The organism is Methyloglobulus morosus KoM1, from assembly GCF_000496735.2.
Lineage (GTDB): Bacteria > Pseudomonadota > Gammaproteobacteria > Methylococcales > Methylomonadaceae > Methyloglobulus > Methyloglobulus morosus.
In genome coordinates this window covers 10,358-28,360 of record NZ_AYLO01000119.1, presented here as the reverse complement: position 1 = coordinate 28,360, position 18,003 = coordinate 10,358, and the positions used below count along the sequence as shown (strand labels likewise).

At 48.1% G+C, this 18,003-nt stretch carries 15 protein-coding genes; 5 read left to right on the top strand and 10 right to left on the bottom strand.

Annotation, left to right across the window (positions count from 1 at the left end; all coding sequences use genetic code 11):
• From MGMO_RS21160 to gpmI, 4 genes are all read right to left on the bottom strand, one after another.
• A partial coding sequence (locus tag MGMO_RS21160; protein ID WP_407656535.1) for a hypothetical protein occupies nucleotides 1–80 on the bottom strand: 80 nt, incomplete at its 3' end.
• Nucleotides 81–259: 179 nt separating this feature from the next.
• A complete protein-coding gene (locus MGMO_RS15385; protein WP_023495987.1) occupies nucleotides 260–1,579 on the bottom strand; it encodes a S41 family peptidase in 1,320 nt (439 codons plus the stop codon).
• 95 nt (nucleotides 1,580–1,674) lie between these two features.
• Nucleotides 1,675–2,835 carry a murein hydrolase activator EnvC family protein gene (locus MGMO_RS15380; protein WP_023495986.1) on the bottom strand — a complete coding sequence of 387 codons (1,161 nt, stop codon included), beginning with the start codon at nucleotides 2,833–2,835 and terminating at the stop codon, nucleotides 1,675–1,677.
• Between the two features lie 7 nt (nucleotides 2,836–2,842).
• A complete protein-coding gene (gene gpmI, locus MGMO_RS15375; protein WP_023495985.1) occupies nucleotides 2,843–4,384 on the bottom strand; it encodes a 2,3-bisphosphoglycerate-independent phosphoglycerate mutase in 1,542 nt (513 codons plus the stop codon).
• A 260-nt stretch (nucleotides 4,385–4,644) separates the two neighbouring features.
• Between gpmI and MGMO_RS15370 the strand changes: the two genes are divergently transcribed.
• From MGMO_RS15370 to MGMO_RS15360, 3 genes are all read left to right on the top strand, one after another.
• Nucleotides 4,645–5,118, top strand: coding sequence for a rhodanese-like domain-containing protein (locus MGMO_RS15370; RefSeq protein ID WP_023495983.1), 474 nt, complete (start codon nucleotides 4,645–4,647; stop codon nucleotides 5,116–5,118).
• Nucleotides 5,119–5,182: 64 nt separating this feature from the next.
• Nucleotides 5,183–5,653, top strand: a complete 471-nt coding sequence (gene secB / locus MGMO_RS15365) for a protein-export chaperone SecB (RefSeq protein WP_023495982.1) — start codon at nucleotides 5,183–5,185, stop codon at nucleotides 5,651–5,653.
• Nucleotides 5,654–5,679: 26 nt separating this feature from the next.
• Nucleotides 5,680–6,681, top strand: a complete 1,002-nt coding sequence (locus MGMO_RS15360; RefSeq protein ID WP_023495981.1) for an NAD(P)H-dependent glycerol-3-phosphate dehydrogenase — start codon at nucleotides 5,680–5,682, stop codon at nucleotides 6,679–6,681.
• Between the two features lie 152 nt (nucleotides 6,682–6,833).
• Here MGMO_RS15360 and mscL read toward each other — a convergent pair whose 3' ends face one another.
• Nucleotides 6,834–7,235, bottom strand: coding sequence for a large-conductance mechanosensitive channel protein MscL (gene mscL, locus MGMO_RS15355; RefSeq protein ID WP_023495980.1), 402 nt, complete (start codon nucleotides 7,233–7,235; stop codon nucleotides 6,834–6,836).
• 272 nt (nucleotides 7,236–7,507) lie between these two features.
• Here mscL and phoB point away from each other — a divergent pair, with 272 nt between their 5' ends.
• A complete protein-coding gene (gene phoB / locus MGMO_RS15350; RefSeq protein ID WP_023495979.1) occupies nucleotides 7,508–8,200 on the top strand; it encodes a phosphate regulon transcriptional regulator PhoB in 693 nt (230 codons plus the stop codon).
• 5 nt (nucleotides 8,201–8,205) lie between these two features.
• Nucleotides 8,206–9,480, top strand: coding sequence for a phosphate regulon sensor histidine kinase PhoR (phoR, locus tag MGMO_RS15345; protein ID WP_023495978.1), 1,275 nt, complete (start codon nucleotides 8,206–8,208; stop codon nucleotides 9,478–9,480).
• Nucleotides 9,481–9,492: 12 nt separating this feature from the next.
• On the opposite strand, the gene MGMO_RS15340 is transcribed toward phoR, so the two are convergent.
• From MGMO_RS15340 to nirB, 5 genes are all read right to left on the bottom strand, one after another.
• Nucleotides 9,493–11,400 carry a DmsC/YnfH family molybdoenzyme membrane anchor subunit gene (locus tag MGMO_RS15340; RefSeq protein ID WP_023495977.1) on the bottom strand — a complete coding sequence of 636 codons (1,908 nt, stop codon included), beginning with the start codon at nucleotides 11,398–11,400 and terminating at the stop codon, nucleotides 9,493–9,495.
• Nucleotides 11,401–11,491: 91 nt separating this feature from the next.
• On the bottom strand, nucleotides 11,492–13,684 hold the full coding sequence (locus MGMO_RS15335; protein ID WP_023495976.1) for a molybdopterin oxidoreductase family protein: 2,193 nt from the start codon (nucleotides 13,682–13,684) through the stop codon (nucleotides 11,492–11,494).
• 104 nt (nucleotides 13,685–13,788) lie between these two features.
• Nucleotides 13,789–14,718 (bottom strand): PhzF family phenazine biosynthesis protein, encoded by a 930-nt coding sequence (locus MGMO_RS15330; protein ID WP_023495975.1) that lies wholly within the window; start codon nucleotides 14,716–14,718, stop codon nucleotides 13,789–13,791.
• The gene (gene nirD / locus MGMO_RS15325; protein ID WP_023495974.1) at nucleotides 14,715–15,086 is read right to left on the bottom strand and encodes a nitrite reductase small subunit NirD; all 372 of its coding nucleotides are present in this window, start codon (nucleotides 15,084–15,086) and stop codon (nucleotides 14,715–14,717) included. Before nirD ends, MGMO_RS15330 begins: the two co-directional genes overlap by 4 nt.
• Nucleotides 15,086–17,623: a nitrite reductase large subunit NirB gene (gene nirB / locus MGMO_RS15320; RefSeq protein ID WP_023495973.1), complete on the bottom strand. Its 2,538-nt coding sequence runs from the start codon at nucleotides 17,621–17,623 to the stop codon at nucleotides 15,086–15,088. Before nirB ends, nirD begins: the two co-directional genes overlap by 1 nt.
• Between the last annotated feature and the right edge of the window lie 380 nt (nucleotides 17,624–18,003).

The window sequence follows — 18,003 nt, the reverse complement described above, 5'->3', positions numbered from 1 at the left end:
AATTCTTCTCGCATAGGTGTTACGTATAATCTCTTTGATTCGTCGATACCTATGATTGCAATGTTGTCGTTTTCTATCATAGAACCGTAATCATATAGGGTATATACTGCATACCATATCACAGGCCGAAGGTCATGCGATATTCAAAAGGTACACAATGCTGCTTACCCTGCTCAGCTAGACCTTTGAATAACCGACTTTATAAATTTCGTCGCCCCAACCCTCTCAATCAGGAGAGGGGCAACGAGAATTAATGCAATTACTTATTAACGATACTGATGCCCTTCAACAAGGTCAAGGCTTGATAAAGCGGATAGTCTTTGTATTCCACCGCTTTTTCCTTATCTTGTGTTGACTCACCGCCTTTTTCCCCGTCTTTTGCTTTGCCGTTTTGCAAGTGATGGGACAGGTTGGCTTCTTTCACGGGATCAAACTCGGATTTATCAAGCGATTCCAGCTTTACGTTTGCCAATGCGATGTCCGGCTCAATGCCTTCGGCCTGGATCGACCTGCCTGAGGGTGTGTAATAACGGGCGGTGGTTAGCTTAACTGCAGCTCCGTTGGTGGTCGGCAATATCGTTTGCACAGAACCTTTACCAAAGGATTTTTCGCCCATAATCACCGCACGCTTTTGGTCTTGCAACGCGCCTGCCACAATCTCAGAAGCCGAGGCCGAACCTGCGTTGATTAAGACGACCATGGGTGCGCCATCAAGAAGGTCATCAGGCGACGCATTAAAACGCATTTCCGAATTTTCTATACGCCCTTCGGTATACACAATAAGTCCCGATTTCAAGAATGCGTCGCTGACATCAACCGCTGCATTCAATACACCGCCAGGATTATTCCTGAGATCAAGCACCAAGCCCTTAAGTCGGCTGGCGTTTTCTTTTTTCAAGTTGGCGATGGCTTCTTTCAAGCTTTCTCCTGTACCGGATTGAAAACTGCTGATCCGTAAATAACCATAATCCTTTTCTAAAATCCGGCTTTTGACACTCTGTACTTTAATAACGGCACGAACTAAGGTCAGTTTAAGTGGGGCTTCCGCACCTTCGCGCACGACGGTAAGGACGATTTTGCTGCCTGGCTCGCCACGCATTTTCTTGACGGCATCGGCCAGTGTCATCCCTTTTACCGGTTCATCATCAAGCCTGACGATCAAGTCGCCCGTTTTTATGCCTGCACGTTGGGCGGGAGTGTCATCGATAGGCGAAACGACCTTTATGAAGCCGTTCTCCATAGTGACCTCAATGCCCAAGCCGCCAAACTGTCCGGTCGTACCTTCCTTTAGCTCCTGATATTCCTCAGAAACCAAATAGGAGGAATGGGGGTCAAGACCCGACAACATGCCTCGAATGGCATCTTCCAGCAGTTTTTTGTCCGAAACGGGCTCTACGTAATCCCGCTTGATGCGGCCAAAAATTTCCGTGAATGTGCGTAAATCTTCAAAAGGCAATGCTTCGGAATCTACCGCCGTATCGCTTTTGTCCTTTTCAGCAACTACGCTACCGCAGATGCCCATAAATACACCCAACATAATCCCTAAGGACAAAATAAACAGACTATTCTTTTTTAGCATGTGCCTTTAAACTCCAACCACCACAATATCTTCAATTTTTGGGAAACCCTGAAAATCGCCCGTTATCCAACCTATACTCTGTATAACCCAATGTATTAATTCCTGCACCAGAGCAGCGGATCAACCGGCTTTCCGTTCTGGCGTATTTCAAAATACAGGCCAGGTTTACTACGTCCGCCACTTTGCCCTACAGAGGCAATCACATCACCCGCTTCAACATTATCGCCTTTGTGCTTATAAAGACTTTGGTTAAATGCGTATAAGCTCATGTATTGCTTATCATGTTCAATAATTATCAGCAATCCATAGCCTTTAAGCGTCCCGGCATAAGTCACTTTTCCTTTCATGACTGCTTTTATTTCCGCACCTTCCTTTGCATTAATCAGTATCCCTTTCCAAGTAGCTTCCGACGAAGCGCTATCAAACATGCTTGCCAGTTTGCCCCTCACAGGTAAGGGCAATTTACCTTTTAGGGTAGAAAAATCCCCAGTGAGCTTAGGAAAACTTTCCGTGTTTTCTGGAATACTCGAATCTTCATCGCCCTTTTTGGATTCCTGATTAGTGTTATCCTCTTCGTTTTCCAATGTTTGGATAAGGCTTATCAGTTTATTTTCACTTTCTTTTAATAAACTTAACTGGTCTTGTTCAGAATAAACATCACTGTTTATCTTCGCCACCAAGCCGTTTCGCTCTCTCCTGACCTCATCCAATGCCGCTTGTTCTGATCTTTTTTTCGCCAGATTTTTTTCCAGCAACTCGGTCTCGGTTTGCTTGTCCTTGTCTAACTGATCCAGATATTTAACAGTTTGCTGGAGATTGGCAAGTTTTTCCAGACGGGACTTATTCAAATATTCATAATATACCATCATTCTGCTGGATAATGCCGGATCTTGTTGATTAAGCATCAATTTTAATTTATCTTGCTGCCCCAGTGCATAAGCCGCCTTGACTTGTCCGGCCAACTCCCTATCCAATTTGTCGATTTGGCCTTGATAATTGTTTATTTCCTTCCGAATCTTGTCCAGCCCTGCTGTTGTTGACTTAATCTGGTCTTCAATCGACCGCAACGAAGCCGCCACATCTCCGTAACGCTCATCAACTTGTGCCAGCAAACCCAGTAACTCGTCTTTTTGTTGCTCTAATGCTTGTGTATTCTCCGTATTTGCAACATCCGGCCCTGTATCGGTTTGCTCCTGGCAATTAGCTGTTCCAGCCGATAAGAATAGCAGAAAACCTAATGCCAGGATTGTACGCATAAAAGAATTAAATAGGTTCGATAAGCGACCTACCGTTCATTTCCGCAGGTTGCGCCACGCCCAATATCGCCAAGATGGTCGGTGCTAAGTCTTTCAAGCTGCCGCCAGAAGCCAGTTTGCCTTCGCCGCAAACATAGATCAATGGCACTGGGTTGGTGCTGTGGGCCGTTTGGATTTGCCCGTCGTCATCGACCATTTGTTCAATATTGCCGTGATCTGCCGTCACCAGCATTTTTCCGCCCACACTTTTTAGCGCAGTAACCACCCGCTGCAAGGAAGCGTCTATGGCTTCCACTGCCTTGATGGCGGCGGGAATGATGCCGGTATGCCCGACCATGTCGCCATTGGCCCAGTTGCAGATAATGACGTCGTATTTACCGCCCGTGATGGCCTCAACCATGTGGTCGGTCACTTCCGGCAAGCTCATTTCCGGTTGCAGGTCATACGTCCTGACATCGGGCGAAGGCACGAGAATCCGATCTTCACCTGGAAAGCTGGCATCAACGCCGCCATTGAAGAAGAACGTGACGTGGGCGTATTTTTCCGTTTCTGCGAGGCGCAATTGGGTCATGCCCAGGTTCGACAAATATTCGCCCAAGCTGTTTTTGATGTCTACAGAAGGAAATGCCACCGGGTAATCAAAGTCTTCATGATATTCGGTTAAGGTTGCGTAAACGCCCTTATGTGGTGGATGTCCACGGTCGAATCCCTTGAAATCGATGTCGGTTATAGCTTGGGAAATTTCCCTTGCCCTGTCGGCTCGGAAATTCATGAATACCACGGAATCTTCTGGATCAAGCGTCGCCGACTTACCGTCCGCATCCAAAACTACCGTCGGCAGGACGAACTCATCATGTTCACCCCGTGCATATGACCCATTCAAGCCCTCAAGCGCAGAATTTACGCGATAGCTGCCTTCCCCTTTGACGATCAAATCATAGCCTTGCTTGACCCGATCCCAGCGCTTGTCCCTGTCCATTGCATAAAACCGACCGACAATTGAGGCAATCCTGCCCACGCCCAATGCCTTGAATTTTGCTTCCATTAGCTCAATGGAAGATGAGGCGCTTTGGGGCGGCACATCCCGTCCGTCCAAAAAGGCGTGCAGATAGATATTCCGTAGCCCACGCTTGGCGGCCAATTCGACCATCGCCGCGATCTGGGTTTCATGACTATGCACCCCGCCTGGAGACAGCAGCCCCATAATATGCAGCGCCTTACCTTTTTCTTTAGCGGCATCAACCGCTTGGCATAACACCGGATTGGTGAAAAAACTGCCGTCCTTAATGGCGTCATTGACCTTCGAAAAATCCTGGGGCACATATCGACCCGTGCCGATATGGATATGCCCCACTTCCGAATTGCCCATTTGCCCATCCGGCAGACCGACCACTTCGCCGGAGCAGTCCAGCAAGGTCATGGGGTAATCTTTCTGCAAACTGTCCCAACAGGGGGTATTTGCCATCGCAATGGCATTATTTTCTTGTTCTGTGGAATAACCAAATCCATCCAGGATCAACAATACAACAGGTTTTGGGCGACTCGACATCTTACTTTTTATCTCCAGGCACTTAACATTTCCCAACCACTATGGGACTTAAACTTTTATGGGCGTCCACATTACATTAGCCGAAAGATGCCAAAATAAGGTATCATTCGCCAGATTTACCGAATCACTAGGGTCTTGGTGGGACGAACACGCGCAAACAGTTGGCATTATACTAAAATACGCGCCAACATGGGTGTGTAAAAATATCCCAACCGTACCCGTCCGCCATAAAATCAATGAAGCAAACAACTTAGATTAACATGCCATCAACAGAAACATTCACACCAGAACGCCTCATAGAATTCATTTTAAATCACTACATCCTGGCACTTGCCCTGGTCGTGGTGACTTATTTGTTGATTCAAGAACTGTTCGACTCAGCACTTAAAAAATTTGGTTTTGTATCACCCTTGTTGGCCGTAACCAAAATGAATGACGGCAATACTGTAGTGATAGACGTACGCGAATACGATGAATTCAATAAAGGCCATATCGAAAGCGCAGTCAACTTGCCACTAAGCAAAATCAAGGACCATACGGCCAGCCTCGAAGCTTACAAAAACAACCAAGTCCTCATTATTTGCCAAGAGGGGACGCGATCTTCCAGTGCCGGGAAAATTATCACCAAAGCGGGATTAAAAGACGTTTTTGTTATTACCGGTGGAATGCAAGCTTGGCAGGAAGATTATAAATTGCCTATTAAGGTAAACCAAAAAAATAAAGCGGCAGTTTGATTTCACGCAACAACAATCGCAAGTGAACCTTGATTTATAATTTAACCAAACCCACACATACTCCATGGCCGAAGATACCAACCCCCAAGAAAAGCAATTTTCCATTCAAAAGGTGTACACCAAGGACCTGTCTTTTGAAACGCCCAACGCACCTAAAATTTTTCGGGAGAAATGGGAACCCGCTGTGGACTTCAACCTGGGCACCCACGTAGACAAACTCGACGAGACCGTATTTGAAGTTACGCTGACTGTTACAATCACCGTCAAAAGCGTAGACATCACCGCTTATCTGGTTGAAGTTAACCAAGCCGGTATTTTTACGCTGGAACATTTTACTGAACAAGAAATGGGCCCCATGCTGGGTAGTTTTTGCCCTAACATCCTGTTCCCTTATGCACGGGAAGTGGTTTCAGATTTGGTCGCAAAAGGCGGTTTCCCGCAGTTGCTGTTGGCACCTGTCAACTTTGATGCCTTATATGCACAACACATGCAACAAGTCCAACAACAGATGGCTGGATCAAGCAGCATTAATTAATCTTTTGTTAACCTAACCCTTCATCAATGAAGCAAAGAATCACTTTACTTGGCGCCGGTTCTTGGGGCACGGCACTTGCCTTATTGCTGGCTAAAAATAACTGTGAAGTTTTGCTTTGGGGACACGACGAAAACGAAATTGCAGGGCTAGACAAACACAGGGAACATCGGCAATTGTTGCCCGGTTATATTTTGCCGGAACAAATCAGCCTGACCACCAATCTTGAAGCCGCTGCATCATTTAGCGAGCTTATCTTGGTGGCCGTCCCAAGCCATGCATTCGCCAATACTTTGGTCAACCTTAAAGCAGCACAACAATCGGAAACAATCAAAATAGCCTGGGTCACTAAAGGGCTTAATCCCCAAGATGGCCGCTTGCTGCATCAAGTCGTCGCTGATATTTTCACTCCAGAAACCCCGGCGGCGATATTGTCCGGCCCAACCTTTGCCCGCGAAGTCGCCCAAAGCCTGCCAACTGCGATCACCATCGCTTCAAATCAAAGTGCGTTTGCCCTTAAGCTCGCGGAGATCTTCCACAACGAGCGGTTCCGCGCTTACACCAGCTCGGATATTATTGGCGTGGAAGTCGGTGGCGCAGTCAAAAACGTGTTGGCGATTGCGGCCGGCATTGCCGATGGTTTGGGTTTTGGTGCCAATACCCGTGCCGCGTTGATTACGCGCGGCCTTAACGAAATCATGCGATTGGGCATTAAGCTTGGCGGCAAGCAGGAGACTTTTGTCGGCTTGGCTGGTTTGGGCGACCTGGTGTTGACCTGCACCGACAACCAATCCAGGAACCGCCGTTTTGGCTTAGCTTTGGGTCAAGGCAAAACCAGGGCAGAAATTGTCAAAGAAATCGGTCAGGAAATTGAGGGCATCTCAGCCGCCAAGGAAACTTACATGCTTGCCAAACAGCATGGAATAGACATGCCGATCACCGAGCAAACCTACAAAGTCTTGTACGAAAACCTTAACCCATTAGTTGCGGTACAAAACCTACTTGCCCGTGATCAAAAAGCCGAATCTTAAAGAAGCCAATCCTTCCGAGTCTAGATAAAGCCCACCCCAAAGCGATAAAATCCTACAGTACGCCTTCAGCTTGTGGTAAAGACGCTTAGCGATTTCTTATGGAGAAAAACGAAGTAAAAACTCCAGCTTTAAGCCAATTGCTGCACAAAAAATTAATTTTTAGACTTAAGCAAATCCCTGATTTCAGTCAGCAGTAATTCTTCATTGGTCGGTGCGGGTGGTGGCGCGGCAGGTTCTGCTTTTTTAAATTTGTTCATCATTTTAATAGCCATAAAGATGGCGAATGCGACAATCGTAAAATCAAAAACAGTTTGGATAAAGCTACCATAGTTCAACATTACAGCAGGGGTTTTTTCATCAACCGCTTCCTTCAAGACTATCCCAAGCTTCGTAAAGTCCACGCCGCCTACCAATAACCCAATGAGTGGCATGACGACATCCGCCACAAATGACGAAACGATTTTACCGAATGCACCACCAATGATGACGCCGACCGCTAAATCGACCACGTTGCCTTTCATGGCAAATTCTTTAAATTCTTGTAACATGCTCATAAGTAAATTTTCCTCATTCCAACTGATAAAAAGGTTTAGTATTGCAAGACACAACATTTGGGCGAATTGAATGTTCCTCTGTTCACCTATAGCCTATAGCCTATAGCCTATAGCCTATAGGTATGAATTATCGAACGATTCCATTGAAAAGTATAGTTTTTTGGTAGTCACCATGTTCTCATGGCTATTATTTTATGGGTTCTTTTTTAGTCTGTAATAAATTCGTCACACTCAAACGGCTACAATACTGCGTCTAACCTCCACGAATAATTATGTCCAATATAAATATCCTAATTGTCGAAGATGAAGCCGCTATCAGGGGAATGTTGACGATCGTCCTCGAACAAGCCGGTTTTTCGCCGATTGCGGCGGCAGAAGTCGATTCTGCCCAAAAGATCCTGGCGGACACCTTTCCGGACCTCATTTTACTGGACTGGATGTTACCTGGCATTAGCGGTGTAGAATGGGCCAGACGCTTGAAAAAAGATCCCAGCTACAGGGAATTGCCCATTATCCTGTTAACCGCCAGAGGTGAAGAGGAGGATAAAGTCAGGGGACTTGAAATAGGTGCAGATGATTACCTGACCAAGCCATTTTCGCCGAAGGAATTGGTCGCACGAATCCGCGCCGTACTCCGCAGGAGCGGTAAATTACAGGGCGGAACGCAAATTGTCTTGGGCAACCTCATTCTCGATACGGAACAACACCGCCTTACGATTGGCGAAAAGCAACTCGATGTCAGCCCCACCGAATTCAGGCTAATGCAATTTTTCATGACCCATCCTGACAAGGTATTTAGCCGTACGCAGTTATTGGACCAAGTGTGGGGGCGTAGCGTCTACATTGAAGAGCGCACTGTCGATGTCCATATCCGTCGCCTACGCAAAATTCTCGGTGATTATGGCAAAGAGGAATTGGTACAAACCGTACGAGGATTTGGTTACCGATTTTCACTGATCGACTGAGACAAATGGATGCGTTGAAAAAAGAACTGGGGCTACTGTTACTGCTGTTACTGGGAGCATCCATAATCGGCATAATGACAGGACAGCTGGCGTTACTATTATTTGTGACGGCAACAAGTATGTTAATTTGGCAACTTGTCCAGATCAGCCGCTTTGAAAGATGGATAAGCAATGGCGGGGCGGGGAAATACCCTAAAGCCAAAGGTATATGGGAAGACATTTATTACCATGTTTACCAAATCAAGAAAAGCGAAAAAAAGCGAAAAAAGAAACTCGGCAAAATCATCGACCAATTCAGGAAATCAACGGACGCACTGCCCGATGCTGCCGTCGTCTTGGGCAAGGACGATGAAATCGAATGGGCCAATACGGCTGCAAAAAACGTACTCGGCTTACAATCATCAGACCGTGGGCAACGCATCCCTAATCTCATCCGCTACCCTGTTTTTGTTCGTTACCTCAATATCGGTAATTTCAACGAAACTATCATCATGCCTTCCCCGACCCACAGCCATATTACCCTGTTGGTGCGGATAGTGAGTTACGGTGCCGGCTTACGCCTGCTGATAGCCCAAGATGTCACGCAATTGCGGAAAATTGAGCAGATGCGAAAAGATTTTGTCGCAAACGTATCCCACGAGTTAAGGACGCCATTGACAGTCTTAAAAGGCTACCTGGAAACATTACAGGAGTTGGAACAGCCATTGTCGCCGTTAATGAGCCACTCGATCCAGCAGATGCAAGAGCAGAGCGAGCGGATGCAATATCTGGTCGATGACTTGTTGTTATTGTCGAACCTGGAAACTCAACCCAAAAGGATCCTCTGTGTCGATATACCGACTTTGTTGGACAAAATCTGCAAAGAAAATGAAAAACTGAACAACAGTGCCGGGCGCATTGAACTGACATTGGAAACCAAAGCGCACATCAAAGGCGATGAACACGAGCTCCGCAGCGCGTTTTCCAATCTGCTGGGCAACGCCTTGAAATACTCCCCCCCAAGATCCTGGGTAAAAGTGTGCTGGCGGCAAACAAATCAAAACCTGATACTGGAAATCACGGATGAAGGCGAAGGTATCAGCGATGCAGAAATACCGAGGATTACTGAAAGGTTTTACCGTGTTGATGTTAAGCGGGCCCATAAAGTAGCGGGCACCGGATTGGGCTTAGCCATCGTCAAGCATGTATTGCTACGGCATGATGCCCATTTAGTCGTCAGTAGCGAACTACACAAAGGCAGCACCTTTAGTTGCGTTTTTCCCCTAGAAAAAAAATGTTAAGCAGTTCTGCCCCTATTTCCCAAATATCCACTTAACGTGCCTAATCATATCCCCGACTGAATTCTCCTTAATGGTCTTAACCAGTTCATCCACCTTAAATGAATGATGCCGTTCATAGGCCACACCGTGTTGCGGTGAATCAGCCAGGCCGGTTGCCCTGGCATGTTCGACAAAACCTTTGTTTTTCCAGAAAAATGCACCCGGCATGGTGGTCGGGATGACCAGGACGAAGAATAAGGAACGACCCAAAGCGGCCATGACCAACATGGATAGCATCAATAGCAATCCCAACGCATAACCGACGGCATTCGATAAGCTTGCCATTGCCAGGGCAATCGCCAATACCAAGTTAAGTCCCAGTAGGCTATTGCGAAGTAGGTAGGATTTTCCATACTCGGTGACTTGCTGGTAATAAGACGCAGAGCCTTCATGTTCAGCCCCGTTCATAGCTTTGGCATGAGCAATATGCCCAATGCCTTCGATAGCCAAACCCGCAGCTATAATTGCAGCGAGAATTTGTAATAGAAACAGAATATCAACAGTCGCCGGCAAAAAACAAGCGCTGACAACCGCAACCAGCAATGCGCCAAAGCTGAGCATCGTCCCAAAAAATGCGCTGCCCGTTTGCCAGTGGTCCCAAAACGGACGCGCGGGGATACGGTAGAGCTTGTACATGTAGTACAGGCCGATTGCCCCGCTCAACACCCCAACAACGGCAAAAATGTTGGCCATCATAATGAGTGCAAGATTATCGAACAGCCCCAGGACCGCATAACCCAACAATCCGGTGTAAAACATCGACACCCCAGCAATCTCGCGGCTAACTGGCGACAATCTTAGGTTATTAAACCCCCGGTAGAAACGATGCGGTTTGCCCAAGTGCATATTCAATTTGAACAAACCTAACGTACTTACGGCAACGATGACAACGATCAACGGCAAGAAAGCATTGGAGTTTTTCAGCATCATGAGCGCATCAATATTTAGCCACATACCCAACATCAGCATGGAGAATGCCCCTACCGTTGCTTGAGTGCATAAGGTGAAAATCACATGGGCACTCTCATGACTGGTCAGCAATTTCTTAAAATTCCAGTGCTTTCCTTTGCCCAGCTTTTCATCGACGACGGGCTTGAACTTACCCTGACCCTCATCTTTATGGTATTTCAGCGGCATTGTGTCGGTGCGGGTCATCTCCCTATGCGTGGTGCGGGTTTGTTGAAAGCGGATGTTGGGATGGGTAATGTCTGTCGTTGGGAATCCCGGGATTTCCGTGCTTGCCTGAATACGGTTCTCAGGGATATTTTCGATCACGCCGAAATCCAGCGCATTACCCAAACAGGCGGCAACACAGGCCGGCTTCAAGTTAACTTCCAGGCGGTCAACGCACATATTGCATTTCGACACCTCGCCCTTAACGGGATCAAGTTGCGGTGCATTGTAAGGACAGACCCAGGTGCAATAACCGCAGCCGAAGCAAATATCCGGGTCTTGCAATACCGCGCCGTATTCGGCAAATTTGGTGTAAGCGCGGGTCGGGCAGCCCGTCAAACAGACAGGATCATCGCAATGGTTGCACGCCATTGAAATATTGATGCGTTGGTAATCGGGGTACGTACCACCTTCGACAAAGCCCACGGAACGGAAAGCGATATGCGCCGGGACATCATTTTTTTCGCTACAGGCGGACTCGCAGGCATGGCAACCGATGCAGTTGTCGGCATTAAAATAAAAGCCGTGTTGCTTATAACGATTGGGGTTTTCGCCAATTTCCGCATCGCCGTTGATATTAAGGCTTTTACACCGCAACTCACTGCTGGCATCGGTTAACTCTATGTTTAGGCCATAGCGGTTTTGTGCCTTGCTCTCCTGATTGTTCAGGAAGGCATATTTAGGTTCATCGTCACGTACTTCAAACATATTCAATCCAATGTAGGGCACGCATTGCGTGCCATTGTCGACTGTTATACTGGATAGTCACCGAAAGGTACGCAATGCGTACCCACGATTTCTAATAGGTCCGCAGTTCCTTACTCAATTGTGCGGCGAAATCCTGGTCTACGTGTTCAATAGCCACGGCGGACTGCTTAAAGGCAGGTTGCCGGGAATAAGGATCCAGCAGGCCCAATGTCAAGCGGTTGACGCAATCAAAAAAATGGAATGGGATAAATACCATGTTCCTGGGGACGCGCTGGGTCAACATGGCCATGACAACGGCATCGCCGCGGCGGGACGTAACACGGACATAGGTCTGGTGTTTGATTCCCATTTCATCCGCTGCATCGGGATTCATTTCCATGAACGGTATGGGGCTGAACTTGTTGTTATTGCCAATCTTGCCTGTCTTGGTGCGGGTATGCCAGTGCTCCACCAAACGACCGGAATTCAGCCAAAATGGGAATTGTTCATCAGGTATTTCGTTATTGTTGATGAAAGGCAAGGGAATCAGCTTTGCTTTCCCGTCAGGATAACAGAAGGTTGCCGTTTCGGTATAAAGCCGCTGGCTGCCGTTTTCATTGTCAGCAACTTTTTCTTCCGAATAAGGCCATTGAATACCGCGCTTCTGTTCGATCAAGTCGTGGCTCATGCCGCTTATGTCGCATAAGCGGCCCTTGCTTAACTGCTTCATCTCCTCGAACACGTCGGCAGGGCGCTCAGGGAAACGGATAACTTTGCCGTTGTCGAACCGCTTCGCCAATTCGTTAAAAATTTGCATGTCCGATTTGGATTCGGCGTAAGGTTGTTTAACTTGGCGGGTAAGGTTGACGCGCCTTTCAGTATTGGTGAATACGCCTTCCTTCTCCGCCCAAATCCCAGCGGGCAAAAAGATATGCGCGTATTGGCTGGATTCGACATCATAGTAGGCATCTTGCACGACTAGGCATTCCAGCTTCTCTAGCGTCTTGCGGATGCGCGGCGTATTCGCCATCGAGGTCATGGGATTGGTGGCGACCAACCACAGGCCCTTAATTTCCCCAGTTTCTATCGCAGGGAAAATATCGGTTTCGGTCAGTCCCCGTTTCTTAGGGAAGAACTCAGGGTCTATCCCCCAAAACTTGGCAATTTCTTCCCGGTCTTCCGGTTTTTCCAATGCCCGGTAACCGGGCAAGCCGGAACATGAAGACCACTCCCGTGTCCCCATCGCATTGCATTGGCCGGTAATCGACAGGCTGGTGCCGCCGGGCTTCCCGATATTGCCCGTCACCAGGTTTAGGTTGTTGATGCCCACCACGCCATCGGAACCGTGAGTGCTTTGGTTAATGCCCATCGTCCAGATACTCATGGCGCGCTTTGCTTTGCCGTAAAGCCGGGCGACGGTGCGGATCGTATCTTCGTCGATGCCGCAAATTTTTGCGGCACTGGTCGGGTCGTAGTTTTCGACTTCTTTCGCCAGTTCATCAAAACCATTGGTATTGGCATTGATGTAATCGCGGTCTTCCAGGCCTTCCTTGATAATGACATGGATCAGGGCATTTTGCAGCACGACATCAGTACCCGGCGTGATGGGTAAATGAATGTCAGCGTTTTGGGCAAAGATGGTGACGCGAGGATCGACGACAATAACGGGAAACTTGCGTTTTTCCAGCGCTTCTTTCAGCCGCCAATAGATGATCGGATGTTGCTCAGGCAGGTTGGAACCCCACGCGATCAGGCAATCCGTATGTTCAAAATCTTCATAACAGCCCGGCGGGCCGTCCGATCCGAACGAACGCTTATAACCCGATACCGCAGAAGCCATACATAAGGTGGTATTGCCGTCATAATTGTTGGTGCCAATAACCCCACGCACCAATTTACCTAATGTGTAGAATTCTTCGGTGAGTATTTGTCCTGTCGAAACAATGGCAAACGAATCCTGTCCATATTTGGCCTGTATACGCTTGATTTCCGAGGCCATCTTATCCAGTGCGGTATCCCAATGGGTCGGCGCATAGGCTTCATGGATGGTGTCGCGTACCATCGGCCTACTAGCGCGGCCCGTCGCTTCGAATACCTCGTATTCAAATATTCCTTTCAGGCACAGTTTGCCACGGTTCACATCCGCACCACCCACGCCGCGCGAGGCGACCGGCTGGCCTTGGGCATTCGTACCGATTTCAATGGAACATCCCGTTGAACAATAACCGCAGGTCGAATACGTCCATTTAACCACGCCCTTGTCGGCCATCTTGATGGGATTTTTTATGTTACGTCCAAATAGCATAGGTCTATCGTCAATTTATGGATTAGAATGGAACACGGATGACGTGATAGTTAGGGACAAAATAATTAACCTGTGTATCCCGTTTTATCCGGGTCATCGGTGGCCTATTTATATACTGAGTCAGGCAAATCAATCGTCCCCTGAGCAAACAACACGGCTGCCCCCCCGACCCGCAACGGCACAAATTCATGGCCCTTATTGTCCATTTCTAGGTTAAGGACACTGCGGCGGCTTTCGGCATCACCCCTATCGACCGCGAAGACATGCGTGCCTTTTTGGGTCTGTTCGAAAGAGCAGAGGTACGACGCAAAGGCCGGCATGGCGCTACCGATTGGCGGGTCATCGAAAAGGCCGATATGGGGACCAAGCAGGCGTGCGTTAAAATCGGAATCCGGAAACGGGGTTTTCGGCGCAAACAACAAAATTTCCTGTGCGGCCGTTTGTGGCGCAATGGACTGGCTCCAGGCCGCACTGTTAAATTTAGCCTGACGTACCGTCTCATAATTCCACACCGGAACTACCAAATAAGGAAAACCGCAAGAAACGAGGCGCGGCGAATACTTTTTATGGTCAAGCTCCGATTGCTTGATCCCCAAAAAGCTGGCCAATTCTTCATCCGTCGGTGCAAAGCGGTCGATAATAGCAACCACATTCCGGGCAAATTGCACAAACGTGGGCTTGCCGTCAACCGCCGTGATATTGACATCGATCAACCCTACATTCTGTTCCAGGACGATGTGCGTAATTTTTTCCGTCAAGGCAATATCGCCGCACAACCCTAATACATAAGCTGTCGCAATAATGGGATGCCCGGCAAAATCGATTTCTTTTTTGGGCGAGAAAATCCGTACCTTGCGTTTGCCGTCAGTGCCTCCTGGATGGAAAACGAAGACGGTTTCGGACAAGTTCAACTCCCTTGCCAGTAGTTTCATGGTCGTTTCACTTAAACCATCGGCATTCGGAATTACAGCTATTTGTGCGCCGTTAAACAACTGCGTAGTAAAGACATCCGCTATGTAGTATTCGATTTTCATACGCTGGCCTTTTCGTGGTCTTGGCCTTCACTTAGGCAAGGTGCCGTGACCTGTATTTCCACCCTGCCATTATTTAACCGGATAGGGTAAGCGGGTACGGCAACCTGCCCATCTTCAACACAAACGCCAGTCTTCAGGTTGAAATGTTGTTTATATAAAGGCGAGGCGACAACAGGCTCCCCTTTGATATCGCCTATCAGGCCACGCGACAAGACATTGGCTTTGCCTAACGGGTCGTAATTATGGATAGCGTAAACCGTGTGTCCCTTCACCATGTAAAAGATTGCAATTTGTTGGCCGTCAACCAGCGCGCATACGCCGGAATCAGGCTGCAAATCACTGACGTTGCAAACATACTTCCAGGACATCAAGCAACCTCCATCAGCTTGAAATGCTTGCGTTCGTCCTCGTCCGCAGGGCGGATTTGTCCACGCTCTTCCACAAATACAACGTTATCGTCGGGCTGGTCACTGTTAATGAAGTGCCGGAAGCGTTTCAATTTAGATTCATCTTGAATGGTGGTAAGCCATTCGCATTGGTAAGTATCGATAACGTATTGCATTTGATCTTCTAGTTGCGCACAAATCGCCAGCTTATCGTCGATGACTACGGCTTTCAGGTAATCCAAGCCGCCTTCCATGTTCTCCATCCAAACCGACGTGCGTTGCAGACGTCCGGCTGTGCGGACATAAAAAATTAGGAAGCGGTCGATATATTTGATTAAAGTTTCTTTGTCCAACCCAGTAGCAAACAAATCGGCATGGCGAGGCTTCATGCCGCCGTTGCCGCAGACGTACAGATTCCAGCCGTTTTCTGTGGCGATCACGCCGACATCCTTGCCTTGTGCTTCTGCGCACTCGCGTGTGCAGCCGGAAACGGCGAATTTCAGTTTATGCGGCGAGCGTAAACCTTTGTAACGGTTTTCCAATTCGATTGCCAAACCGACGCTATCGTCTATGCCATAACGGCACCAAGTGCTGCCGACACAGGATTTTACCGTACGTAAGGACTTGCCATAGGCATGGCCGGATTCGAATCCGGCATCAATTAACTCTTTCCAGATGTGCGGCAACTGATCGACACGCGCACCAAACAAGTCCACCCGCTGACCGCCGGTAATCTTGGTGTAAAGGTTGTATTTTTTACCGACCTGACCGAGCGCAATCAGCATATCGGGACTGATTTCCCCGCCTGTGACACGCGGCACGACGGAATAAGTGCCGTCTTTTTGCATGTTCGCCAGGAAGGTATCGTTGGTGTCTTGCAAGCCGAGGTGCTTATCGGAAAGTACGTATTCATTCCAGTACGAGGCCAAAATCGAGCCGATGGCGGGTTTGCAAACATCGCAGCCACGGCCTTTGCCATGTTTTTCTAAGAGGTCGTCGAAGGTTTTTATTTGCTCGACCACGACCAAGTTATACAAATCCTGGCGGGTATAAGGGAAATGTTCGCAGAGATCAGTATTGACTTCAAAGCCGCGCTTGTTTAATTCACAGTCCATCACCGATTTCAGCAGGGCCGCACAACCGCCGCAACCCGTTGAGGCTTTGGTTTCAGCCTTTAATGCGCCAATCGACGTACAACCTTGGTCTATCGCTTGGCAGATCGCGCCTTTGGTCACATCATAACACGAGCAGATTTGGGCGGACATCGGTAAGGCATCGGGACCCAACCCCACGGATTCATCGGAACGATGCGGCAATATCAAGGAATCGGGATTTTCCGGTAATTCGATACCATTCAGGCAATACTGCAATAACGTACCGTAACCGGACACTTCTCCGACCAACACCGCACCCAGCAATTGCTTCTTGTCCTGGCTGACCACCAAACGCTTATAGATTTCACTTGCACCATTTTGGTAAGTGTAAACCAGTGCGCCTTGTGACTTGGCATGGGCATCGCCGATACTGGCGACATCGACACCCATCAATTTAAGTTTGGTGCTCATGTCGGCACCGGTAAAGCTGGCCGTTTCGCCTGCAAGATCGGTAGCCACGGTTCGCGCCATCGCATAACCGGGCGCAACCAAACCGTAAATCATGCCATTCCAGAGCGCACATTCGCCGATTGCATAGATATTGGGATCCGAGGTCTTGCATTGATTGTCGATGACAATGCCCCCGCGTGGGCCGACATCCAAGCCGCAGGCACGGGCAATGTCATCACGCGGACGAATACCGGCGGAAAATAGCACGATGTCGGTTTCCAGTTCTTCGCCGTCGGCGAAACACATCTTGTTGGCGCACTGCTCACCGTCGATAATCTGCGTGGTGTTTTTGCTGGTGTGTATCTGCAAACCCAATTCTTCAACTTTGCGCCTGAGCATTGCTCCGCCGCCATCATCCAGTTGCACCGCCATCAAACGGGGCGCAAATTCGACGACATGGGTTTCCAGGCCTAAGTCTGTCAAGGCCTTGGCAGCTTCCAAACCCAATAAGCCACCACCGACAACGACACCGACTTTACTTGTTTGTGCGGCTGTCGCTATCGCCTCCAGGTCTTCAATGGTGCGGTAAACCAGGCAATTTTTGCGGTCATGTCCGGGCACGGGCGGAACAAAAGGATAGGAGCCCGTAGCCAATACTAAAGCGTCATAAGAGACCTTGACGCCTTTTGTAGAAAGGACGGTTTTGCTGGTGCGGTCGATACTTTCGGCCTTATCGCCCAAATGGATGGTAATGCCATTGTCGGCAAAGAAACTTTCATCCGCCATAGCCAAATCGGCAGCGGTTTTTCCAGAGAAGAACGACGACAGGTGCACTCGGTCATAGGCTGCCCGCGGTTCTTCACAGAATGTCGTGATGTGATAGTGTTCTTTTGCACTGCTTGCCATCAGACTGGACAAAAAATGCTGACCGACCATACCATTACCGATAACGACCAGTGATTGCTTCTTATTCATGCCTTACCTCGATATCCCAGCTATTTTTTACTGAATAATGTCCAAAAAATAGGAATTTTTTCTGAAAGCAGGCGGTTCAGTTCAGTTGGAGCAAAGCTTCGCAAATGACTGTTAGCAACCTATTCCCATTTATTTTGAACAAAAAAAAACGTCTATAAACAACGGTGTTTGTAAAACCCCCCTTGTTTAATCGACGCCTTTGTCAGATTGTTCAATCTATAAACCTAAGTATTCATTTTTAGAATGAATCTATAGTAAAAATGAATGCACAAGTTATGCCAATTTCATTAAACTCGGTAAGAGTTTAATTTTTAATTTTTATTACAATTGGTTACAGCCCAAAAATGAAATATTTTTATCTATTCAATGGGATCAATCCC

Excerpts from the sequence above, each read along its gene's own strand:
- MGMO_RS15360 (WP_023495981.1), top strand. The coding sequence starts at position 5,680 with ATGAAGCAAAGAATCACTTTACTTGGCGCCGGTTCTTGGGGCACGGCA.
- MGMO_RS15370 (WP_023495983.1), top strand. The coding sequence starts at position 4,645 with ATGCCATCAACAGAAACATTCACACCAGAACGCCTCATAGAATTCATT.
- nirB (WP_023495973.1), bottom strand. The coding sequence starts at position 17,623 with ATGAATAAGAAGCAATCACTGGTCGTTATCGGTAATGGTATGGTCGGT.
- MGMO_RS15340 (WP_023495977.1), bottom strand. The coding sequence starts at position 11,400 with ATGTTTGAAGTACGTGACGATGAACCTAAATATGCCTTCCTGAACAAT.
- phoR (WP_023495978.1), top strand. The coding sequence starts at position 8,206 with ATGGATGCGTTGAAAAAAGAACTGGGGCTACTGTTACTGCTGTTACTG.
- phoB (WP_023495979.1), top strand. The coding sequence starts at position 7,508 with ATGTCCAATATAAATATCCTAATTGTCGAAGATGAAGCCGCTATCAGG.
- MGMO_RS15330 (WP_023495975.1), bottom strand. The coding sequence starts at position 14,718 with ATGAAAATCGAATACTACATAGCGGATGTCTTTACTACGCAGTTGTTT.
- secB (WP_023495982.1), top strand. The coding sequence starts at position 5,183 with ATGGCCGAAGATACCAACCCCCAAGAAAAGCAATTTTCCATTCAAAAG.
- mscL (WP_023495980.1), bottom strand. The coding sequence starts at position 7,235 with ATGAGCATGTTACAAGAATTTAAAGAATTTGCCATGAAAGGCAACGTG.
- MGMO_RS15380 (WP_023495986.1), bottom strand. The coding sequence starts at position 2,835 with ATGCGTACAATCCTGGCATTAGGTTTTCTGCTATTCTTATCGGCTGGA.
- MGMO_RS15385 (WP_023495987.1), bottom strand. The coding sequence starts at position 1,579 with ATGCTAAAAAAGAATAGTCTGTTTATTTTGTCCTTAGGGATTATGTTG.
- gpmI (WP_023495985.1), bottom strand. The coding sequence starts at position 4,384 with ATGTCGAGTCGCCCAAAACCTGTTGTATTGTTGATCCTGGATGGATTT.
- nirD (WP_023495974.1), bottom strand. The coding sequence starts at position 15,086 with ATGTCCTGGAAGTATGTTTGCAACGTCAGTGATTTGCAGCCTGATTCC.
- MGMO_RS15335 (WP_023495976.1), bottom strand. The coding sequence starts at position 13,684 with ATGCTATTTGGACGTAACATAAAAAATCCCATCAAGATGGCCGACAAG.